20 protein-coding genes and 1 riboswitch are annotated in these 19739 nt (G+C 35.4%); of the genes, 2 read left to right on the forward strand and 18 right to left on the reverse strand.

Annotated elements, in window-relative coordinates:
* Nucleotides 1-148: 148 nt before the first annotated feature.
* The 10 genes from metK to AC4BB5_RS15470 form a co-directional block, all read right to left on the reverse strand.
* Nucleotides 149-1336 carry a methionine adenosyltransferase gene (metK, locus tag AC4BB5_RS15425; RefSeq protein ID WP_490456979.1) on the reverse strand — a complete coding sequence of 396 codons (1188 nt, stop codon included), beginning with the start codon at nt 1334-1336 and terminating at the stop codon, nt 149-151.
* Nucleotides 1334-1475, reverse strand: a riboswitch (SMK box riboswitch). It overlaps the preceding gene by 3 nt.
* A 146-nt stretch (nt 1476-1621) precedes the next feature.
* Entirely contained in the window at nt 1622-2335 is a 714-nt protein-coding gene (gene lepB / locus AC4BB5_RS15430; protein WP_490456980.1) for a signal peptidase I, read from the reverse strand.
* 12 nt (nt 2336-2347) lie between these two features.
* Nucleotides 2348-3010 carry a hypothetical protein gene (locus AC4BB5_RS15435; RefSeq protein WP_490456981.1) on the reverse strand — a complete coding sequence of 221 codons (663 nt, stop codon included), beginning with the start codon at nt 3008-3010 and terminating at the stop codon, nt 2348-2350.
* A 125-nt stretch (nt 3011-3135) separates the two neighbouring features.
* On the reverse strand, nt 3136-4206 hold the full coding sequence (locus AC4BB5_RS15440) for a WxLIP family cell surface protein (RefSeq protein WP_490456982.1): 1071 nt from the start codon (nt 4204-4206) through the stop codon (nt 3136-3138).
* 114 nt (nt 4207-4320) lie between these two features.
* Nucleotides 4321-5094, reverse strand: coding sequence for a WxL domain-containing protein (locus AC4BB5_RS15445; protein WP_490456983.1), 774 nt, complete (start codon nt 5092-5094; stop codon nt 4321-4323).
* A 55-nt stretch (nt 5095-5149) separates the two neighbouring features.
* A complete protein-coding gene (locus tag AC4BB5_RS15450) occupies nt 5150-5959 on the reverse strand; it encodes a WxL domain-containing protein (protein ID WP_490456984.1) in 810 nt (269 codons plus the stop codon).
* On the reverse strand, nt 5956-6309 hold the full coding sequence (locus AC4BB5_RS15455) for an LPXTG cell wall anchor domain-containing protein (RefSeq protein ID WP_490456985.1): 354 nt from the start codon (nt 6307-6309) through the stop codon (nt 5956-5958). The genes AC4BB5_RS15450 and AC4BB5_RS15455 overlap by 4 nt, the downstream gene beginning before the upstream one ends.
* Before the next feature lie 22 nt (nt 6310-6331).
* The gene (locus AC4BB5_RS15460) at nt 6332-9769 is read right to left on the reverse strand and encodes a pectate lyase-like adhesive domain-containing protein (protein ID WP_490456986.1); all 3438 of its coding nucleotides are present in this window, start codon (nt 9767-9769) and stop codon (nt 6332-6334) included.
* Nucleotides 9770-10107: 338 nt separating this feature from the next.
* Nucleotides 10108-10797 (reverse strand): winged helix-turn-helix domain-containing protein, encoded by a 690-nt coding sequence (locus AC4BB5_RS15465; protein ID WP_490456987.1) that lies wholly within the window; start codon nt 10795-10797, stop codon nt 10108-10110.
* 720 nt (nt 10798-11517) lie between these two features.
* Nucleotides 11518-11949: a hypothetical protein gene (locus AC4BB5_RS15470; RefSeq protein ID WP_490456988.1), complete on the reverse strand. Its 432-nt coding sequence runs from the start codon at nt 11947-11949 to the stop codon at nt 11518-11520.
* Nucleotides 11950-12422: 473 nt separating this feature from the next.
* On the opposite strand from AC4BB5_RS15470, the gene AC4BB5_RS15475 reads away from it, so the two are divergent.
* Together AC4BB5_RS15475 and AC4BB5_RS15480 are read left to right on the forward strand one after the other, a co-directional pair.
* A complete protein-coding gene (locus tag AC4BB5_RS15475; RefSeq protein WP_490456989.1) occupies nt 12423-12863 on the forward strand; it encodes a MerR family transcriptional regulator in 441 nt (146 codons plus the stop codon).
* Nucleotides 12864-12887: 24 nt separating this feature from the next.
* Nucleotides 12888-13463, forward strand: coding sequence for an NAD(P)H-dependent oxidoreductase (locus AC4BB5_RS15480; RefSeq protein ID WP_490456990.1), 576 nt, complete (start codon nt 12888-12890; stop codon nt 13461-13463).
* A 37-nt stretch (nt 13464-13500) separates the two neighbouring features.
* On the opposite strand, the gene AC4BB5_RS15485 is transcribed toward AC4BB5_RS15480, so the two are convergent.
* From AC4BB5_RS15485 to AC4BB5_RS15520, 8 genes are all read right to left on the reverse strand, one after another.
* A complete protein-coding gene (locus tag AC4BB5_RS15485; RefSeq protein ID WP_490456991.1) occupies nt 13501-13935 on the reverse strand; it encodes a GNAT family N-acetyltransferase in 435 nt (144 codons plus the stop codon).
* Between the two features lie 10 nt (nt 13936-13945).
* Nucleotides 13946-14485: a GrpB family protein gene (locus AC4BB5_RS15490; RefSeq protein WP_490456992.1), complete on the reverse strand. Its 540-nt coding sequence runs from the start codon at nt 14483-14485 to the stop codon at nt 13946-13948.
* On the reverse strand, nt 14486-15145 hold the full coding sequence (locus AC4BB5_RS15495; RefSeq protein WP_490459083.1) for a DUF1003 domain-containing protein: 660 nt from the start codon (nt 15143-15145) through the stop codon (nt 14486-14488).
* Between the two features lie 172 nt (nt 15146-15317).
* Nucleotides 15318-16955 (reverse strand): peptide ABC transporter substrate-binding protein, encoded by a 1638-nt coding sequence (locus tag AC4BB5_RS15500; RefSeq protein WP_490456993.1) that lies wholly within the window; start codon nt 16953-16955, stop codon nt 15318-15320.
* Nucleotides 16956-16977: 22 nt separating this feature from the next.
* Nucleotides 16978-17295, reverse strand: a complete 318-nt coding sequence (locus tag AC4BB5_RS15505; RefSeq protein WP_490456994.1) for a cupin domain-containing protein — start codon at nt 17293-17295, stop codon at nt 16978-16980.
* Between the two features lie 210 nt (nt 17296-17505).
* Nucleotides 17506-17988, reverse strand: coding sequence for a nucleoside deaminase (locus tag AC4BB5_RS15510; protein WP_490456995.1), 483 nt, complete (start codon nt 17986-17988; stop codon nt 17506-17508).
* Between the two features lie 27 nt (nt 17989-18015).
* The gene (locus AC4BB5_RS15515) at nt 18016-18777 is read right to left on the reverse strand and encodes a tyrosine-protein phosphatase (protein ID WP_490456996.1); all 762 of its coding nucleotides are present in this window, start codon (nt 18775-18777) and stop codon (nt 18016-18018) included.
* Between the two features lie 125 nt (nt 18778-18902).
* Nucleotides 18903-19733 carry a histidine phosphatase family protein gene (locus AC4BB5_RS15520; RefSeq protein ID WP_490456997.1) on the reverse strand — a complete coding sequence of 277 codons (831 nt, stop codon included), beginning with the start codon at nt 19731-19733 and terminating at the stop codon, nt 18903-18905.
* Nucleotides 19734-19739: the final 6 nt, after the last annotated feature.

The following is a 19739-nucleotide window of genomic DNA, read 5'->3' on the forward strand; positions in this document are numbered from 1 at the left end:
TAAGATTAAGGTGGTTGGTGTTTCACTAGTAAGGTGACTACGCTCCCTTTGGTCGCCTAGTACTGTTCATCATCCACTCTGGCGGAGCCAGTCGTGGTGATTCACAGCAAAACGGCGCCACTAATTTTCATTAGTAGCGCCGCCTCGTTTACTCCATCAAGCTTTTCTTGATTGCTTCAACTTTATCAGTCTGCTCCCAAGGTAGTTCAATGTCTGTACGACCAAAATGACCATATGCTGCCGTCTGTTTGTAAATCGGACGACGTAAGTCAAGCATTTCTATAATTCCTGCAGGACGCAGGTCAAAATTTTCACGAACAGCTGAAATCAATTTGCTTTCAGATACTTCACTTGTTCCAAAGGTATTGATAGAAATTGACACAGGTTGTGCTACACCAATTGCATAAGCTAGTTGAACTTCAACTTTTTCAGCTAAACCAGCTGCAACAATATTTTTTGCGATATATCTTGCGGCATAGCTTGCAGAACGATCGACTTTTGTGGCATCTTTACCAGAAAAAGCGCCGCCTCCGTGACGAGCGTATCCTCCGTAAGTATCTACGATGATTTTTCTGCCAGTCAATCCTGCATCCCCTTGAGGTCCACCAATTACAAAACGTCCTGTCGGATTAATAAAGTATTTTGTTTTTTCATCTAATAATTCGGCTGGGATCACTTCATCAATGACGAGTGCTTTCACGTCTTTTTGAATTTGTTCCAGCGTTGCTTCTTCATCATGTTGTGTGCTGATTACGACTGTATCTACACGTTGAGGTTTGCCATTTTCATCATATTCTACGGTCACTTGAGATTTTGCGTCTGGACGTAGATAAGGAAGCTTCTCCTCTTTACGCAGTTGCGTCAAACGACGAACGAGTTTATGACTTAATGAAATCGGTAATGGCATTAGTTCCGGTGTTTCATCAACCGCAAAACCAAACATCAAGCCTTGATCTCCAGCACCAATGTCATCTTTAGTATCTTTTTCACCACGTGTTTCTAATGCATCATCCACACCTTGTGCAATATCTGGTGATTGCTCATCAATTGCAACAAGAACTGCAACGGTATCGCCATCAAAGCCATATTTAGCACGTGTATAACCAATATCTTTCAATGTTTGTCGCACAACTTTTTGGATATCTACATAAGCAGTAGTAGAAATCTCTCCAAAAACTAAAACCAAACCTGTTGTTACACTTGTTTCACAAGCCACACGGGCTAGTGGATCTTGTTCTAAAATCGCATCTAATATTGCGTCACTCACTTGATCGGCAACTTTGTCCGGATGTCCTTCAGAAACAGATTCTGATGTAAATAAATGTCTCTCTGTCATAATGTATTCCCCCTAGTTATATTCGGTTACAAGGCATCTTTGTATAAAATATAGCACCCGCTTCGTCCCATTCAAAACGACTATTTCTTAGCTTGGCCTACTATTTTACAACAAATCCTTTCGGGAACTTGTAACGCTTTCTAGTATAACAGATTTCACAAGAAAAAACTTATTTTTTATTCTTTTCATTCAAAACGCCTTTATTACCATTACGGCTCTATGAGCATTTGTACAGAATAAAAACACCTACAAATCTAAAAAAAACGAAGGTGTTTTTCACTTTTATTAAAATCGCCGTACCGTATGTAAGGGTAATATTCTCATGTCTATAGTCCCAATAATTTCTTTTTCATCCACAAGTTGATAATAACGACTATCCGTCGCATAAGGACGATTATCACCTAAAACTAGATACTTTCCTTTAGGAATAGTCGGTTCACCAGTCAATCCTTTAAGCGTAAAATCTTCTGTAAACATCATACCCTCTTTTTCGAATTGATTTTTATAATCCGCGATAAAACGTTCTTCTTTTTCCTCTTCGTTGATGAATAATTGCCCATTTTTATAATACACGCTTTCTCCTGGACGGCCTATGATTCTTCTAACTGACTTATCCTTAGTATTAGGAACTCGGATATATACTAGATCAAACCGCTTAAGCTTAGCTAATTTATTGACGACAACGACATCATTATCTTCAAGTGTGTTACTCATTGAATAGCCTTCAACATTTGCAATAGAGAAGGTGAAAAGAGAGAATAAGTAAACAACTCCGAGTGTCACAAGTAAAGTCAATACTATCTCAAGAAAAAGAAACTTCATTTTTCTAAGTGCTTTTTTTTTCTTATTTATTTTCCTTTTTTTACGCTTTTTTGAAGATGTAGCTGTTTTCATAGCAGATCTCTTATTTACAGCTTTCTTTTGGGTATTTAGTCGCTTTTGAGTTGATTGTTTCTTTGCTTTTAAGTTCTCACTTTTTTTATGAGCCACTTTCTTCATAAAATCACCAGGTTATTTTTTATTTACCAACGCTTTTTCATTGATTTTAAAATAGCTGACAACCGCAGCTTGATTTTTTTTAACCGCTGCGAGATCCACTTCAAACTCATTTAAAAGACCTTCATTTTTAAAGAACTCATCTGTTTGAGAGGAGACATTGATTCCTAATTCTTTCATTGATTTATAGTACTTATTCAACACTTTTTGTCCTTGTTCGGTGTTTCTGATTGTTGCTTTGTAGATACCGTAACTTGATAGCTGACCTGCTAACAACTTAATATTTTTACCTGCTTTTACATCATTCTCTGTTGTTTTGGCCTCTTTCAGTTCGTTTTCAAGATTGTCTAATAGGTAATACCCTTGGATAACAGCTTGGGAGTCTTTCTGACTTAAATGCATAGATTGGTAATATAAAGAATATCCTGCAGTGAAAGCTGATAGTAGAAATAATACACTTAGAACAATTCCAAAAGTCCGATGCTTTTTGATTTTTTTTGTTAGCTCTCTGATTTTACGTCTTTTTTGCTTCTTCTTTTTCTTTTTGACTTTAGTTATTTTGACCTTTGTTAAAGCCTTATTGGTTTGAATCATCAGAAAAAAGGAGATCCCAGCAAACAATAATCCGATGCTTGCTAAGGACAATGAAACAATAAAAAACCAATCTAATATCGTCATGTCTTTACCTCCTTAAATTTAAAAGTTGAAGGGACTCGTTCAGCCTTATCTGAAAAATAGGAGAATCATGTTCTTGTCACAATCAGATTTTATGTTTTTTCCGAAAGACTAGCTCATGCCACCCATTATTTTTTAGGTTTTTTTTTCCTGGTTTGTTTTTTCTTTGCTTGTTTCTTTTTATTGATTGCCCTAATAACAAGGAAAATAACGATAGCTAGCGCAAGTACGCCGCCCACGATTCCTGCAATCAATTGCCAGTTAAATGTTTGAACATCCTCTAAGCTGGCATCTTGGTTATTGAATTTGTCTGCTTCTTCATCGGTAACTTTGAACTTTTCATCCCATTCCCATTTCTTTTCACCAGAAGTTACTAGAATTTTAGCGCGGTAATTTCCTGGAACCATTCGATCACCTTCCATACTTACTGGAAAATCAATCAATGAATTAGGGGCCATTCTCATTCCTGAACGTTTGGTTTCATACAAGACCTCACCACTGCCATCTTTCATGATTTGAACTTGTGTTGCCATATTTTCTAAATATGCTGGCTCAATGTTAGAGAAATTTACAAAGAAGGTATTTCTAAAATTATTCAATTCTGCATATACTTTATTTAATTCAAGATTAGCTTGAACTTCTTTGTCAGTTTCTGAAAGGATCATGCCGATGACGTAGGCATATTTATTGATAACGCCGGTCTTCTTTGGTTTTGATTTTTCATCTTTTTCGATTTTTTGAAGTTGGATACCGCCTGAGATCACACCATCGAATGATGCTTCTGGCATTGTAATTTCTATGTCGACATCCTGTTCGCCGTTTGCAGGTATTTTAACTGTTTCTGGTGCCTTAACGATATTTTCAAAATCATACTTTAATGATTTATCTTTTTTGATTGTTGTTGGACCATATTCAATCACTCCATTAGCATTCGTTTTCGTCCCGTTTAGTTTGACTGAAACGTCGATTTCTTCTGAAGCTAAATTTTTGATTTTGATTTTAACAGTTTGTGTTTGTCCAGGTGTCATCCTTAAATCAAAGTAACCGACCTCTTTACTTCTTTGATTATCCGGTTTGATTGTTTCATATGTAAATCCAGTTGCGTTGCCGCTACTGTTCTCCTGTGCATATGTCTTAATCGACATAAACATAGTTATAATGATGGTTGCTACTAAATATAATAGATGCTTTTTCTTCATCGCTATCCCTCTCTTTAAAAAGGCTGAGACAGAAATTTCCTTTCTGTCTCGCCATTTATTTGAACATGACTACTTAAAGTATGCTCTATCATTCAAGCTATTATTCAGTTTAAATTATAATACTTCAGCGATCGTCCAAGTGATTTCAGCTGTGTATTCGTCAGCTAATAAAACGTTTGTGTTTGGTACAGTTAATTTAACAGATTCTGCAGTAGTATCCGCAGTGCCGTCACCATATTGACCAAATTCAATGGTGTAAGTTCCGATTCCTTTAGAAGCTTCTTTGTTATCTAAAACTACTACTGATGAACCAGCACCTGTTCCAGCTGCATCAGCTGCTAATTGGAATCCGGCAACAGTTGTTGCTGGCCATTGTGCTGCTGGATCAGCAGATGTAATTACTGCATTTGAGTAATCGATCGTAGCTGATTTCAAGAAAGTTCCAGCATTTGCATTTGCTTCAAATTGTTTTGATAATTGTGCACTTACTTGGTATTTATGATTTGCAACACCACGTACGTCAGTAAATTGTACGAAATTACCACGAGTAACATCGCCATCAGCTGTTGTTACTGGGATTGCTGCTGCAAAGTATTCTGGATTTGAAGCAAAAGCTTTCACTTTATCTTCACCAAAGTTTAATTCAGTTACAGCATCAATACTGAATGAACCGCGATCTGGGTTAACGATGATCGGTTCTTTAGGATCTACAACTGGTTTTTCAGGATTTTCTGGGTCAGTGATGTCTTTAGGACCGTTATCTTCTGTGAATTTGATTTTACCGTTTGTTGGTAATGATTTTGCTTCAGCGTTAGCTGCAGCTGGGGCTGCTAAGCTTACTCCTAATAAAGTTAATAATGCTACTGAACATAATGTTTTTGTTTTCATGTGTGTTTCCTCCTAGTTTTTGTGTTTGTGTGTGTGTTTGTGTGTTTTTTTCTATTTATGGCAACTCGGCTAATACCCAAGTTAACACCGTAGTATAAGGTACCGGATCAACGATTGTTGTTCCTGGTATTGATAGTGAAACAGCTTTATTCAAATAGACGGGTTTATTGTCGAATACTGGATCAAGAACTGCTTGACCATCTTTATCAAGTCTGGGTTTCAGAGTATTCTTTTGGTTGCTCTGATTTTCAACAGATGCTCCAAAAGAAATCGTCCATGTTCCTCTCCCTTGACCAGTATTGGCTTGCGCCAAATTATATGAAGCGCCAATATTGTCTATATTGATGATTTCTTTTGATAATTGCGGAGCATCGCTAAGATCTTTTGCAGAGCTCACCCATGATTTATCTAGTGACAACATGGCTCCGTTTATCTCTCTGTGTTCAGTATCGTTGTTTATAAATTGCATTTCTTGACGTAATTGTAAGGTCCAACCTGTTGGTTTTTGCCTCAAATCTGTCACTTGAACAAAGTTTCCTCTAGGTTTGGTTGCGCCGAAGAAATTCTGTGCATTTCCATAGTAAATTTCGTCTTTATCAGAAATTTTATTCTGATAAAAATCCAGTTTCGGAACAAAGTCGATTCTCAAGTCTCCTTTAAGTTGCGGAGTTTCTCCAGGATCAACTATTTCTCCTGGTTTTTCTGGATCCACAATCTCTTGCGGATATTCCCCCGAGAATTTAATTTTCCCAGAACCGCTCAGTGATTCTGATTCTGCGAATACACTAGCACTGCTCAAAACTAATGAAGAAATTACGGCAACTGGTATAACGAGAAATTTAATCGTTTGCTTCAACTTTCTCATTTGTTATCCCGCCCTTCTTTCTCCTTCTTGCGTTTCCAGAAAAATAATAGTAAGCCGATAATAATCAAGGCTGCCCCACTGAATACAAGACTTGTTTTTACCATTTCACCAGTACTTGGGTAGCGCCCAACTGGTTTTATAGTCGCTTCAGAACTAGTTGATGGCTGAGTACTTGATGAAGGTTCCGTGGTGCTCGATGGCTCTGTAGAAGTACTTTCTTCGTAAAAGCTGATCACACCACTAGTCTGCACCTCTCCTCCATTATTAGCCGCTACATTCAGTGGGTTACTGATTACTAGCGTCAATACAAAAGCAAAGGAGAGTATTAAAAAGCTGATTTTTTTTCTCATGAGTTAAGAATCTCCTTTACTTTTATGGAGTATCGCCCAATTCCCAAAGGATCTCACCTTGATAAATTCCAAGGGTTTTCACATCGGCAGCAGACACTTCAAATTTAAATCCATCTCCAGATTCAGACCATGTATCACTAATGTTGTAAGTGGCACCTTCAATTCCGCCACCAACAACAGCATCTTGGACCATAATATCTTGGGCACCACCATTTAGTGTGATTTCTCGGTTTTTATACACATATTTTAGTGCCCCGTCCAATGTGTAGGCTGGGGTATCTGGTGTTGTACTTGTCATTGGTGTCGTCATTTTTGCAGTTAGTGACCAGCCTTTTTTATTGGCTCGGCTGTCTTTAACAACCAGATCAGCACCATGATGCTCAGCAGCATTCACTCGGGTCTTTTTCCCTTGATATTTTACACTGCCAAAATCAATTTCCGTTGGTGCAGATGCTAATTCTAAAACACCAAAAACAGTTCCACCAGGATTATCCACACCCAGTGATTCCGCTGAATAAGTCTCACGTTTGGCGTTAGGATCCTCAGCACCTTCAACAAATGGTGTTTCTCTTGGAGATTCACCAATTGCTTCGGCTTTATTTGTAATGATTGATCCTACCGCATTAGCCGCAACGGTTACTTTAAATGTAACCTTCGTTGCGTTACCAGTTGCTAAATTGCCAGCGTTAACGGTTAGCAAACGAGAATCAGCATCATACGTATAATCTGTTGGGCTCACCGCTATAACATCGTTGATTTTGACTTCTGCTGTTTCTGGGTCAAAGTCTAAGCCAGTAGGAAGCGTGTCTGTAATGACAACTTTTGCCCAATTTGTACTATAAGAGGCTGCTTTATTATTTTTAGCAATTAATGTATACGTCAAGATATCGCCGACTTGGGTCGTTTGTCCTCCAGAAGAAATCACTGATTTTTCCATAAGTGGTTTATCTGGTAAAACATCTTCTACTGTATATTTCGTTGCTGCCTTAAATGTTGCATCTCTATATTTCAGCTCAGTTGCTGGGTTGATATTCCCATTATCGTTATTGGTTGAAGGAGCTGCTGGAACAATAGCTTCTGTGACTTTACCTGCATTATCTTCTAAGAAGATCTGGACGACTTCACCTGCATTTAAGTAACGAGGCAAATTGTAAATCCAGGTTCCATCATCGTTGACTGTTCCTACTGATGTCTGACGTACACCATTGATATCAACATATATTTTGGCTTTAGCCTCAGCATCTTTACCGGCTAATTGTTTCATTGCATTGGTAACTTTATCTCCTGTAACAGTTGCAGGTTCAGGAGGTGTGACATCTAACACAGGAGTAACTGGATCTGTTTCAGAAATCCATGGTCCTCTGACCGCATGTGCTTTAATTTCTTTATTCGTGATATTGAATTTTGTGTCTGTCATTGTTGCGTAACCTTGAGCATCAGTAGAAACTGTATGTGTCTCGCCATAAGTGTCTGTAAAAGTCACTTTTGCTTGGCCAGCCCCCGCATAAACAGGTTGTAAAACAACATTACCGTCTTCGTCAAAAGTATCTGTTGGTGTCATCCCAATTTTCACTCTTGCTTTATAGGTTTTATCCGCGTCAGTTACAGGAACCCACTCAACTTCAGGATTGGCATTCATCCCCGCAATTCGACGATATTGAGTTGCTACAAACGTACCTAAACCTGGTTCTGTTGTCGTTACATTAGACGATCCACCATTTGCTTTGGCTGAAAATTTCTCAACTTTTGCATACGTCTGTTGGGAAGGTCCCATCAGTTCAGACCTTAACGTCCACAAGTCGATATCAGAGTCATTGATCGTTAAGATATTGCTAGCAACATTGGTAGTAGAAACAGCTGGGCTATTACTTGTAGTTCCAGTATTTTTGTTTCGAATATCAAAACCTTTTGGAGAATTCATCGTAAAGGTTCTATTCGAACCACCTGTTATATCAACAACAGGACTTGTTGTTGAACCAACGATATAAACACTCCCGCCAGGTTCTAAATTAAATGCTGTGTTATTCGCACTAAACTGCATAACTGAACCAGTTCCTCGACTAAGTAAGTTGACAGTTGCATCTCTTTTTACCGTTAAAGAAGAATCTGCATCATCAAATCTTATTGAGTTTCCTTGCATATTTGAGTTATAAACAGATCCCTCACCTATTGTCATAGCACGATAATGTTGAAAAACAGCTGGGTAGGAAGCACCTGTCGTTTCATTTTTTAAAGAAACCAAGGCATTTTTACCTACAGTAAATTCCATACTTTTACTTGTTGAGGCAGCATTCGTTGAGTTTTCTACGAACCATACTGCGGAATAGTTGGCATAAGTAACGGTTCCCCGCCACTGCGTCTTATCTTCTATAATCATTCCGCCAGCATAATAATTTTCTTCTGTCGTTGTCAAGTTCATATAGCCATAGGTTTGCACCATTGATTGATACGCTCGAATAAAACGACCCACACGATTCCCATTTACAGGTTCTGTCGTGATATTTCCTGTCCTAAACGTCCACCCAGCAACACTGGCAGTTCCACTGCTTCCGTTGACAAAAGCATAACGACCAGCAGAAGATAACCCATTATTTAGATTTTGCTGTGCAACCATATCATGAATGTGGAAAAATCCAATACCATCAGTGGGACTATTAATTTCAAAACTTCTAGCGTTAAGGTGCAAGCTGTGCCCAGCTCCGTCAATTTCAATTGACGTTCTTCTATTACTCATGGCTTGATTACCTGTATTTGAGATGTCAGCTTCCAATACTATTTTTGTTACAGTCGCATCATTGTATGCATCACGAAGATCTGCCCATGTACTGACGTATCTAACATTCACTTCAGGATTAAACCCGATTGCATCATTTGCAGCCTTATTAGCTAATTCCATTTCTTGTGTTGTAGGTCCCGGTTCACCATGATCACCAGGATAATTTCCAGTGAGAAATGGTTGTGCTGGAACTGAAAAGGTCGAAATGCTTTTTAAAGCATCATTCCTAGTAACTGTTGGGAAAATAAGTTTTTTTGAAGCTAATTCTTCCTTAAGAGAATTAGCTAAAACGATTTTCCCTTCAGTCTTTTGTTCCAATTGATTAACAAAAAATTTAATTTCTATTGGTTTACGACTATTCTTCGTATTAATTATTTTTAAAGAAGGATCAACTGTATCTTCTATTATGATGTCTTCAGCGTTTTCACTAGTGACATCCTTTGAAAGATTTTTTGCTGAAACTTCCTCAAATCCATCAAAAGAAAGTGTTAATTTTTCATCTTTTTCTCCATTAATCTTTACTATCACTGGAATTTTTCCATCTGAGTTTTCAGTATCTGTTTCAATAGAGTACTTTTCCACAGATGCTTTCAATGGTGTTACATTATACATGTTAACGACTGAAAAAATTCCAGCTAACAACACTACGCCTAAAAATAGGCAAGACTTTTTTCCGATTTTCATATATTTTCAACTCCTTCCTTAACATTTTTTTTGCACATCTGTCTTAAGAGAACGTACAATCTATTTCTATTTTTCTTGCCAATCGTTTAAATTTTTGATACATTCACAATGCAGGGGAAAATTAGCGCTCAATTTTTACAAGTCCATGGAGAATGGCTGTTCTCTATATGGACGTTAGTAAAAGAGCACTGATTTTCTCTATTTTGTTATGCTCAACAATTGGGTTGAAAAAGAGAAAACTTATTTTGTTTTCATCACCGTCATTGTCTTTATTCTTTAGATCAACCGCCATGACATTTCTATTTACTTCTCTAGTTAGACGATTCCATAAAGCACGCTTATACTGTTAACTTATAGCCTTTTGAACGAACCGTTTTAATATATTTGGGATGTGCAGCATCTTCTTCGATTTTTTGCCTTAAATGGAATATCAAATTTGATACACGATATTGTTTATCATTTCCTTCATTTTCCCAAACTTTTTTGTAAATTTCTTCATAAGAAACCGCTACGCCTTTTTTTGTCTGTAGAAATTCAATCGTTTTAAATTCTAACTTCGTTAAACTGATTTCTTCTTCGTTCAGCAAGACACTATGATTGCATGGACGTAATTGAATTTTTGGAGTCTCCGGTAGCTTTCCTAGCTGTTTTTCAGTATTCGGATGCGCTCGCTTATACCTATTGAATGCATTAATCATCAAAAGCTTACATTCTTCGGGATCACATTCTTGATCGATTATTCCGTCAACACCTAATTGCAAATAGACAATATGATTCATTTTATTGCTGCGTTGGGAAATCACCCAAATAAAAGTGTCTTGCTGCTTCTTTAGCAGAATAATCAGTTCGCAGATTACACCAATATTTTGTGAATCTTGTTCGTTGATTATGATTCCTCCATAACTTCCCATCTTTTCAGTAACTTCATTTTTATTGATTGGATATACATTTAATTGAATACTTTTTAATGAATCTATGTATTGTTGTTCATCTTTGTTGTCTAGCAAGACAAAACCTATGTTGTACATACAGTAGTTCCCCTTTATAAGTTTGTTATTGTACCAGTCACTCGCATTGATTTCTCGCTAACCACATCATTTCCATATCAAAAACGATATAAATACAATATAAAATTAACATATTTTTAAAACTAAAATAAGTTTAATCTATTTTATTTACCAAGTCCATATAATTATATTCTTTTATTTATCATGTTTTTGATAAATAACATAAATATTTGAGAATTATGTGAGCGATATATCCATTGTTATTATTTTTCTTGATGTTTGTATTGATTAACTATTAGTAAAAAGGTGATTTATAACAATTTTCAAACGCTTTCTCCATCTTTGTGAGAATCTGCTACAATAATTAGAAGGAACAAAGAATATGAATAGAGAACAGCAACCCTATACTATATTGAGAATTTTTATGAAGATAGAAAAATTATTACATACTGTCATCAACAAGTTCCCTTATCTGACGTACAAGTTACTGAAATAGCAATAATACTAAAAAAAGCGGCTAAGCATTCGATTCCTCAATCGAATAATTTTTGATGAGGATATAAAAAAAATACCAAGACAGTTGAATAATCGTCTTGGTATTTTTTGGATTTTCAAATAAATAATTTAAAAAATTACAAAATGAATGAATTTAAAAAGCGATAATATCTTATTATGCCAACGAAAGAGTTATATCTTGTCTATCTAACTTTTTCTTTGTTGGATATAATTGATTATTGTTCCTTACATTTTATGTACACTATGTGCACTTTGAATACCACCGCAAGCTTCTTTACATGCTTGGTTAATCAATCTAAATGAACTCTCAGTACTATTCAACCCACGTTTGTATTTGATTTCGTCGATTACTTCACATTTGTCATTTAATGCCTCTAGCCAAAAGTAGATTCCCTCTTTATAAGTATCTAGACCTTCCAACAAGATTTTAGTTGCTTCTTTTTCACCGTAAAATACTAAGTTTTTTCTAAAATTTTCTTCTTCTACAAAGAACCGATTAACATTACTACGGCAAAATAAATATGTATCTTTACCTCGTCTGTTAATGGCTTGACTACAGCTGTTCTCTTGTACTTCCTTAGAAATGGCATTAAAAATCTCATTGTAGACTTCAACTCGTTGCATTACTGACAAAATCATATCCGTATAACTAAACATAATGCTCTCTCCTCCCATAACTAAGCAGCTAAAACCGCTGACTTATGTTTATTATAGTATCTCTCAATCTCTTATATCAAGTAATATGCTATCAAATTGAAATTTTTTTGTCATTTTTTTCATTCCTATGTCTATTTTTTTTCTACTTTAAAATAAAAAAAAAGCCCATCTCCCAGTGTTTATAAGGAATTCAGCTCTTTCCATTAGTATATAATTTTTTTTTATAAGATTATTTTTCTGATTTTTTTATTATCCATTTTTTTCTAAGGTAAGAATTTTTACTTGGTAGAATCAACAAAAATATGGAAAAAATGGTTCATTAGAATTATACACATTATTAAGGTATATATGAAATAATAACACTCACCAACAATCTACTTACAAATTTAGGAGTTCTTTAGAAGTATAATAACAAATCAGCTTATTGACATCGGAGTATACTCCAATGTTAAGATGGTTTTGAGGTGATCGAAATGTCAAAGAGATGGACAATCAAAGAAATTGCTCAACAAGTTCATTTAAGTGAAGACACAATCAGATATTATGAGAAAGAAGAATTGATCCAACCACAAAGAGGGGAAAATAATTACCGCCTTTATGGAAAAAAAGAATTGGCCCGTTTAAAGTATATCTCTGTCATGAAATACGCTCACTTTTCTATAAAAGAGATGAAGGAGTTACTAAACTTATTCGATCAACCAGTTTCTTTAAAATGCAATAACCGAAGTCGGGAACTCATGGTGAACAAAATACATGATTTGGAGACGACCATTAAGCATTACCAATTAATCATTAACTCAATAAAATCTTTGCCCATTCCTGATACCTATGAAGAATGCGAGGCAAACTATGAGCAAATGACGAAAGAACTGGCAGAGTTCACAAACACTATCTTTGAAGACTTGTATCACTAAACTAATTATTTGGAGGCGTCACTAATGAATCTACTGATTATTTATGCTTACCCTAATACAACGGGCTATACTCATGCTATTTTAGAAACGATCCATCAAGGAACAGAACCGCAGAACACGGTTAAAATCATTGACCTTTACAAGGAAAATTTCGATCCAGTATTAGTTTTTAACGAAACAAAAAGGAGACGAGATATGCAATTTGACGATGAAACATCGGATTATCGTGAACAGATTTTATGGGCAGATCATATCATCTTCATATTTCCAATTTGGTGGGGCGGTATGCCAGCAATTTTAAAAGGATTTATTGATAAAGTCTTCAGCAAGGGGTTCGCTTATACTTATAAAGGACGTCTTCCAATTGGGCTTTTAAAAGAAACGTCCGCTTGGATCATTACAACCGAAGATTCACCTAAATGGTATAAAAAAATCTTTCAACAAGATTATGGTACCGTTTTGAAAAAGCAAGTATTAAATATGTCTGGTATCAAAAAAGTTAAGCATTTTTCATTGTCTTCCATGAAACATCTGAATGAAGAACAGCGAAAAAACTTTCTAAACAAATTGTTCAGATACAGTTCTAAATTAGGTGCTTAATTATTTATACTTAATTAGAAAAAGCGTAAAACGCTTTTTAGTGCCCTTTTATTTTTAAATGTAAAATAGGATAGGGTCTTCCTGCATCATCAAATTCAGTTCGAGCCTGTTCCTCAAATCCCATTGCTTGATAAAATGCTTTTGCAGGTTGATTTTGTTCATTGACATCAACAAATTGAATGTCATTTTCGGCAAGTAAGGTCATTATTATCCGTTTACCGTAACCTTTTCCAATAGATATTGGATCTAGAAAAAGCATTTCTAGTTTATTCCCATCTACGCCGGAAAAACCAATCATTTCACCATGATCCGTCCAAACTCTTACATCTAAATAGGGAAAATAGGTCGGCAATTCATTTTTTATCATTTCAAAATCTTCTATTCGTAAAAAATCATGTGTTTCTTTTACAGATCGTACCCAAATTTCTACCAATTTACCATACTCATCTTCTATTGCTTGATGATAATTCATTTGACTCTCCTCAAATTTTTTCATTTTGATTTTTATCATACCATATCTTAGCTTTTACATCGATTTCTTTGATAAAACTAGCTTTCCCATTCATGTACGATTTAATATCATAAGGAAATTTATTTGCTAATTCTAATTTTAATTGACTGTACTTTACTACTTCTAATGGATGGCTATTCATGAAATCCCTAAATATCAAATGACGTAAAATTTCCGCATTACCTTCTTGAAATACATGAAGATGATGGCTTCTTTTATCACCGCCTTTGGTGAAAAAGCGCCGCCCTAAAATGCCATTTTCCCCAAGACATTCGTATCCATTTTTTTGCAGTTCTTGATTAAAAGTATCCACTTTTTGAAGTTCTCTTACAACCATCAAAATATCGATCACAGGCTTTGCTTTACTCTTTCTTATCGCTGTACTGCCAATATGATTGACCGAGACTATCTGCGTTGTAAAAATCTTTTCTAATATCATTTTTTCCTGATCAAATTTCTCCACCCAATTTTCCTGGGATGTTATCACGTCTATTTTCCTAGTCATCTTCATCTACTCTCTTTTTTCACTTAGTTCATTGATTTGTTCTTGTAGCTCACTTAGCAATTCGATTTGTAGGTGCTGCATCTGTACTAAGTGTTGCCATTGGCTATTGATCAGATAATCCATTTTTTCATGTAATAAATTGACCTCTATTTCTGCTTTTAAATTTACCTTATAATCATTATTGGCCTGTTCCCGATCTCTCGATTCTTGGCGATTTTGACTCATCATGATAACTGGCGCCTGGATAGCAGCCAAACAAGATAGCGCTAGATTTAGCAGAATAAATGGATAACTATCAAATGGTTTTCCTAACAGTTGGGTCGAATTGATAATAATCCAAATAACCAATACTGCAATGAATAAGAAAATAAATGGCCAACTTCCGCCAAATTTGGCAATATTATCGGCTGTTTTCTGCCCTAACGTCAAATTTTTTTCCACGGTCGTATTCAAATTATTGGAGATGGTCTCATTATTTTTGATATTTTGAACAATCGTTTCATTCAACTTTTCCATCATTTGTGAATCACTTTTAATCATTGTTTTTATATAGTCTAAACGGTAATTTAGAAGCTCAGGGAAAAGAATAGCGGAATCTTCGGTTAAATCAGGATGTTTCTTTAAAATAAATTGCCGAATTTCTTCTTCGACATTTTTTAATAACATTTCATTACTATCAATATGTTTGCGATGTATATGCTTAACCACACTGCTTCACTCCTCTTTCATATTTGATACCCATACTCTTTATAATCTTATCATACAACGAGAGCACAATTTCAGATATTAATATGACTAAAAAAGCCTTTCTTTTTTGAAAGACTTTTTAGCGATTTTATTATTTGGCATCTTTATATACATTTTTTAATGTTAATGGTGCTGCAAACGTGTGGTAATTTAATCCTTTAACTTCTTCGTTTTGTAAAACTGATTGCTGATTTTGACTGATAATAATCATTCCTGCAGTATTTTCGATTCCTTCTTTTTCAGCAGCAATCAATGTCTCCCAACGTTTTTCTAGATCAGTCGCATATTTTTGTGAAGCTTCATCTAACAACGTATCATATTTTGCATTGGAATAATTCCGATCATTTCCCGTCCGCAGCATATTCAGTGTAGAAATCGGATCTTGGTAATCTGGTGTCCAGTAAATTAGGAACATATCATAATCACTTTCTCGACTTAAATTTAATGCCGTTTCAGTCGGTAAAGCCGTGACCTTGATTGTCAATCCAGAGAATAACTTTTCTAAACTGCCTTGAAGGCTTTCACCCATTTTTTTGTAAGAACCGTCATCCGTTACCATTAGATCAAGCGTAATTTTGTCGCCTAATTCTTTTTTTGCTAATGACCAATATTTCAATGCCTCTTCTTTATTATAGGTCATCAAATTGCCAGCTTCTTCTCTAAAATCCACACCTGTTTTAGGATTGCTTACAAAACCTTTTGTGATAGCTCCATATAATGGTTTCGATCCGTCTGCAATAATATTGTTGACTAAGTTCTCTTTATCAATACCTAGAGCCAAGGCTTTTCTTAGATTTTCATTTTTTAAAGGTGTATCTTTGTCTTTACGTTTTTGGTTCAAACGAATATAGTTCATCGTTGCTGTTGGGTAGGAATGATAATTGGGATTGCTTTGGTTTTGTTTTGCTAATTCTCCTGTAACTGTCGCTACATCCAATTGTCCATCTTCAAAAAGATTCATTGCCGTTGAGGATTCTTTAACTACTTCATAATGGATAGTATCTGATTTTACATTTTCTTGATCCCAGTATGTTTCATTTTTCTTTAGGTCCCAGCTTAAATCTGTTTGTTTCCAATTTGCTACAGTGAATGGCCCATTATAAACAACATTTTCACTCGATGTTCCATAATCTGTTCCCATTTTTTCAACGAATTTTTGATTTTGTGGAAAAAATGTTGGAAATGCAAGAACTGATGTAAAATATGGTTTTGCTTCTTTTAATTTTACTTCTAGAGTTTGATCATCAATTGCTTTAACACCAAGTTCATCAACTGTTTTTTTACCTTCTGAAATTTCTTCCGCATTCAAGATTGTATCTGCTACTAAGAAACTATAAACAAATCCATTTTTAGGATCAATCATTTTTTTCCAAGCATATTCAAAATTTGCTGCTGTTACAGGATCCCCATTACTCCATTTAGCATCATCTCTTAGCTTAATCGTATATGTTTTGCCATCTTCAGAAATTTCGGGCATCTCTTTTGCGGCTGCTGGAATCAGTTGATCTTTATCATCCAATGCATATAACCCTTCAAAAGAAGCAGTTTGGACGATTGCATCTGGAAAATCCAGCATAACTGATGTATCTAATGTAGTTAATTCTGACGCTGACATTAAATTCAATGGTTTTATCTCTTGCGACTGGTTTGCTTGTTTGCCATCAGAACATCCCGAAATGATGGTCATCGTCATTGCTAATCCAATGATTGATTTGATTGTTTTTTTCATACGTTTCTCCCCTATGTTTGTTTTATGTGCGTTCAACTAACATCCAAACGACTACCGCTGCTTCATCGCCTTCGTTATAGTTGATATGTCCTTCTCCTGCTTCAATCAGCTGAGCATCACCAGGTTTTCCCACCAAATCTTGCCCGTCTTCTAAAATTGTATGTGCTTCACCTGAAACAACATAAGAATATTCGTCTTGGTCATGCCTTGCAAATCCTTCTAGTGGTCTTTTTTCTCCTGGTTGTAAGACAACGACACCCATTTGGACATTTTCATTCGGTTGATTCTCTGCATCGAAAAAAATCGTCATTTCTTGTGGTAATGAGGGTTTGATGATCATTATTTATAGCAGCTCCTTTTTTATTGTTGATTTTATCTATTATTGCCTTAACCTTAAAATATGTCAATGATTTTTCGGAAAATTCTGACATTTGAGGTTGCTTTAATCTCTGGATTATCAGTAGCAATGATTGAGCGACATTCATAAAATTTGACATGCAATTTCGTGAATGCCACCCTATTTACAAAAATGAACGGTGTATCTTGTTTATTAATTCCAGTAACCTTGATGAACAGCAGCTGCTGCCTGTTCTATTTCTGGAAATGGCCCAATCACTTGGATATCTTTTTGACCATGACTTAATATTTCTTTTGAAGGCAAATCAAAAGTCGGATTTTGTTCATTGTCGCCAGTTAATTCCAGCAGTCGTTTTTCGGTCATTGCGTAGACAATCGTCCCAATATTTCCCCAGTAGATTGTTCCCGTACACATCGCACATGGTTCAGCAGTCGTATACAACGTACACTCCCACAAAAATTCTTTGCTATATATTTGTGAAGCTTTTGCCGCAAGTGTGGTCTCAGCATGTCCTGTACAAACATTTTCTGTAATTTCAATATTTTCTTGTTCTAAAAGAATCGTTCCTTCTTTGTCAGCCAACAATGCCCCAAAGGGTGTATTCCCATGCTCTCGGGCGTCTTGAGAAATTTTAACACAGCGCTTTAATAATTCAATATGCTGATTTTTCGTCATAATACCTTCCTTCTCTTTTCATATTTTCTAATTTAAAACAAAACGATGATTCAAGCTTTCTTTCATCACCTTATCAATACCAATTGCTTGTTTTAAATAAGTAGAAATATCACCGTATTGTCCTTCTACAGTATGGTAGAAATTATCCAAATAGCTACTATCTACATTTAAGGCAACATGCAGTGCTTCTAAATTAGCAGCTTCCAATTGAACTTTTTTCGCTTGTTCTAAAATCTGAGCATTTTCTTTCTTTCTCAATTCATTGGTTAATAGATAATCTGCATAAATTGCTTCTCTTGGTACACCCAATGTTTCTAACACTAATAACGCTGCAATTCCTGTACGATCTTTCCCTGCGAAACAATGGAATAAAATACTTTCTTGTTTTTGCAAAGCTAAGATTTCTTCAAAAAATTTGTTGTATCCTTTTTGAGAAGTTGTATTTAAAGCGATATCCGCATAAAGTTTTTCCATATATAAAGCTGATTTCTCGGGTGATCCGATTTTAACAAAATCTTCGATTGAAGCTCCTTCATCTTGGATATCCTCTAGAATATCAATATGGATATATTCTGCTTTAGGAACTGACATATCTGGTCTTTCTTCTACCTCGGCTTCACTTCTCAAATCAATGATCTTCCCTAAACGATAGTTTGTTTCTAAACGTTGCTCATCCTCTTTCGTTAAATTTGATAGCTCACCCGATCTTAAAAAAACGTCCTTTTTGATTTGTTTACCGTCTTTATTTTTGATACCACCGATATCACGGAAATTTGTAATAGTCACCATAATTTTTATCCCTATTCCTTCTTTTTGTTTTTATTATACACAAAATTCGATCAAAAATGTTTCTTTGATCGAATTTTGCATAAATGAAGTTAAATTAAAATAGTCGTTTACTGTTTCTAGCTTAATTACTTTTTATTTTTTTGTCCTGCTTCAACATAACTGAGATCATTTACTTTATCTAATGTATATTTTCCATCTTTATATTTCACCGTACAAACACTTGCGTTCTTTAAGCCACCTTCTGGGATTTTAAAGTCATCAAATAATGTATCTAGTAAGGCAGAAATACTCAATCCATGTGAAGCAATCAAAACATTACCTGATCCTTCATTTTTCATTTCTTTTTTAACAATATCATCTACGCTTGATTTAAGTCGCGTTGTGATCGTCTTGTAATCTTCAGCTGGCCAATTGATTTTAGCTTCTTCTACATTTTTAGCATCTAATTTTGCTACACTATTAGCGAATGATTCAGGTGTCATATTCTTCAAGAATTCTTCTAAAGTGATTCCTTGATCATCAGCAATGTCTTGCCACATAGTGTGGTTTAAATCACCTTCATAGGTTCCAAAGTTGAATTCTCTTAATCGCTCATCTGTAATTACCTTTAAATTAGATGACTTTTCATTTTCTTTTACGATTAGATTTGCTGTTTGAATTGCCCGTCCGCTATCACTACTATAGGCATTTTGAAAATCGATATCTTTTAACCCTATACCTGCTGCTGTTACTACTTCTTCACCAGCTTTAGTTAAGACTGCATCTGACCAACCTTGCACACGATCGGTTGTGTTTAACATTGTTTTTCCATGTCGAACAATATACAAAGTTAATTCTTCTGGTGTTTTTTTAGCAGCAGTTGATGCATCGTCTTTATTGGCATTGCCATTGCTGCATCCAGCCACTACTAAAGCTCCTAACATTAAAATCCCCAACAGTTTTACTATCTTTTTCATTCAATA

Source organism: Enterococcus sp. AMC1252 (genome assembly GCF_058216515.1).

What these genes read in the sequence shown, in the direction of transcription:
- AC4BB5_RS15450 (WP_490456984.1), bottom strand. Translation starts at nt 5,959, where the DNA reads ATGAGAAAGTTGAAGCAAACGATTAAATTTCTCGTTATACCAGTTGCC.
- AC4BB5_RS15490 (WP_490456992.1), bottom strand. Translation starts at nt 14,485, where the DNA reads ATGAAGATGACTAGGAAAATAGACGTGATAACATCCCAGGAAAATTGG.
- AC4BB5_RS15460 (WP_490456986.1), bottom strand. Translation starts at nt 9,769, where the DNA reads ATGAAAATCGGAAAAAAGTCTTGCCTATTTTTAGGCGTAGTGTTGTTA.
- AC4BB5_RS15495 (WP_490459083.1), bottom strand. Translation starts at nt 15,145, where the DNA reads ATGTTATTAAAAAATGTCGAAGAAGAAATTCGGCAATTTATTTTAAAG.
- AC4BB5_RS15470 (WP_490456988.1), bottom strand. Translation starts at nt 11,949, where the DNA reads ATGTTTAGTTATACGGATATGATTTTGTCAGTAATGCAACGAGTTGAA.
- AC4BB5_RS15485 (WP_490456991.1), bottom strand. Translation starts at nt 13,935, where the DNA reads ATGAATTATCATCAAGCAATAGAAGATGAGTATGGTAAATTGGTAGAA.
- AC4BB5_RS15515 (WP_490456996.1), bottom strand. Translation starts at nt 18,777, where the DNA reads ATGGTGACTATTACAAATTTCCGTGATATCGGTGGTATCAAAAATAAA.
- AC4BB5_RS15510 (WP_490456995.1), bottom strand. Translation starts at nt 17,988, where the DNA reads ATGACGAAAAATCAGCATATTGAATTATTAAAGCGCTGTGTTAAAATT.
- AC4BB5_RS15480 (WP_490456990.1), top strand. Translation starts at nt 12,888, where the DNA reads ATGAATCTACTGATTATTTATGCTTACCCTAATACAACGGGCTATACT.
- lepB (WP_490456980.1), bottom strand. Translation starts at nt 2,335, where the DNA reads ATGAAGAAAGTGGCTCATAAAAAAAGTGAGAACTTAAAAGCAAAGAAA.
- AC4BB5_RS15475 (WP_490456989.1), top strand. Translation starts at nt 12,423, where the DNA reads ATGTCAAAGAGATGGACAATCAAAGAAATTGCTCAACAAGTTCATTTA.
- AC4BB5_RS15505 (WP_490456994.1), bottom strand. Translation starts at nt 17,295, where the DNA reads ATGATCATCAAACCCTCATTACCACAAGAAATGACGATTTTTTTCGAT.
- AC4BB5_RS15440 (WP_490456982.1), bottom strand. Translation starts at nt 4,206, where the DNA reads ATGAAGAAAAAGCATCTATTATATTTAGTAGCAACCATCATTATAACT.
- AC4BB5_RS15500 (WP_490456993.1), bottom strand. Translation starts at nt 16,955, where the DNA reads ATGAAAAAAACAATCAAATCAATCATTGGATTAGCAATGACGATGACC.
- AC4BB5_RS15435 (WP_490456981.1), bottom strand. Translation starts at nt 3,010, where the DNA reads ATGACGATATTAGATTGGTTTTTTATTGTTTCATTGTCCTTAGCAAGC.
- AC4BB5_RS15445 (WP_490456983.1), bottom strand. Translation starts at nt 5,094, where the DNA reads ATGAAAACAAAAACATTATGTTCAGTAGCATTATTAACTTTATTAGGA.
- metK (WP_490456979.1), bottom strand. Translation starts at nt 1,336, where the DNA reads ATGACAGAGAGACATTTATTTACATCAGAATCTGTTTCTGAAGGACAT.
- AC4BB5_RS15465 (WP_490456987.1), bottom strand. Translation starts at nt 10,797, where the DNA reads ATGTACAACATAGGTTTTGTCTTGCTAGACAACAAAGATGAACAACAA.
- AC4BB5_RS15520 (WP_490456997.1), bottom strand. Translation starts at nt 19,733, where the DNA reads ATGAAAAAGATAGTAAAACTGTTGGGGATTTTAATGTTAGGAGCTTTA.
- AC4BB5_RS15455 (WP_490456985.1), bottom strand. Translation starts at nt 6,309, where the DNA reads ATGAGAAAAAAAATCAGCTTTTTAATACTCTCCTTTGCTTTTGTATTG.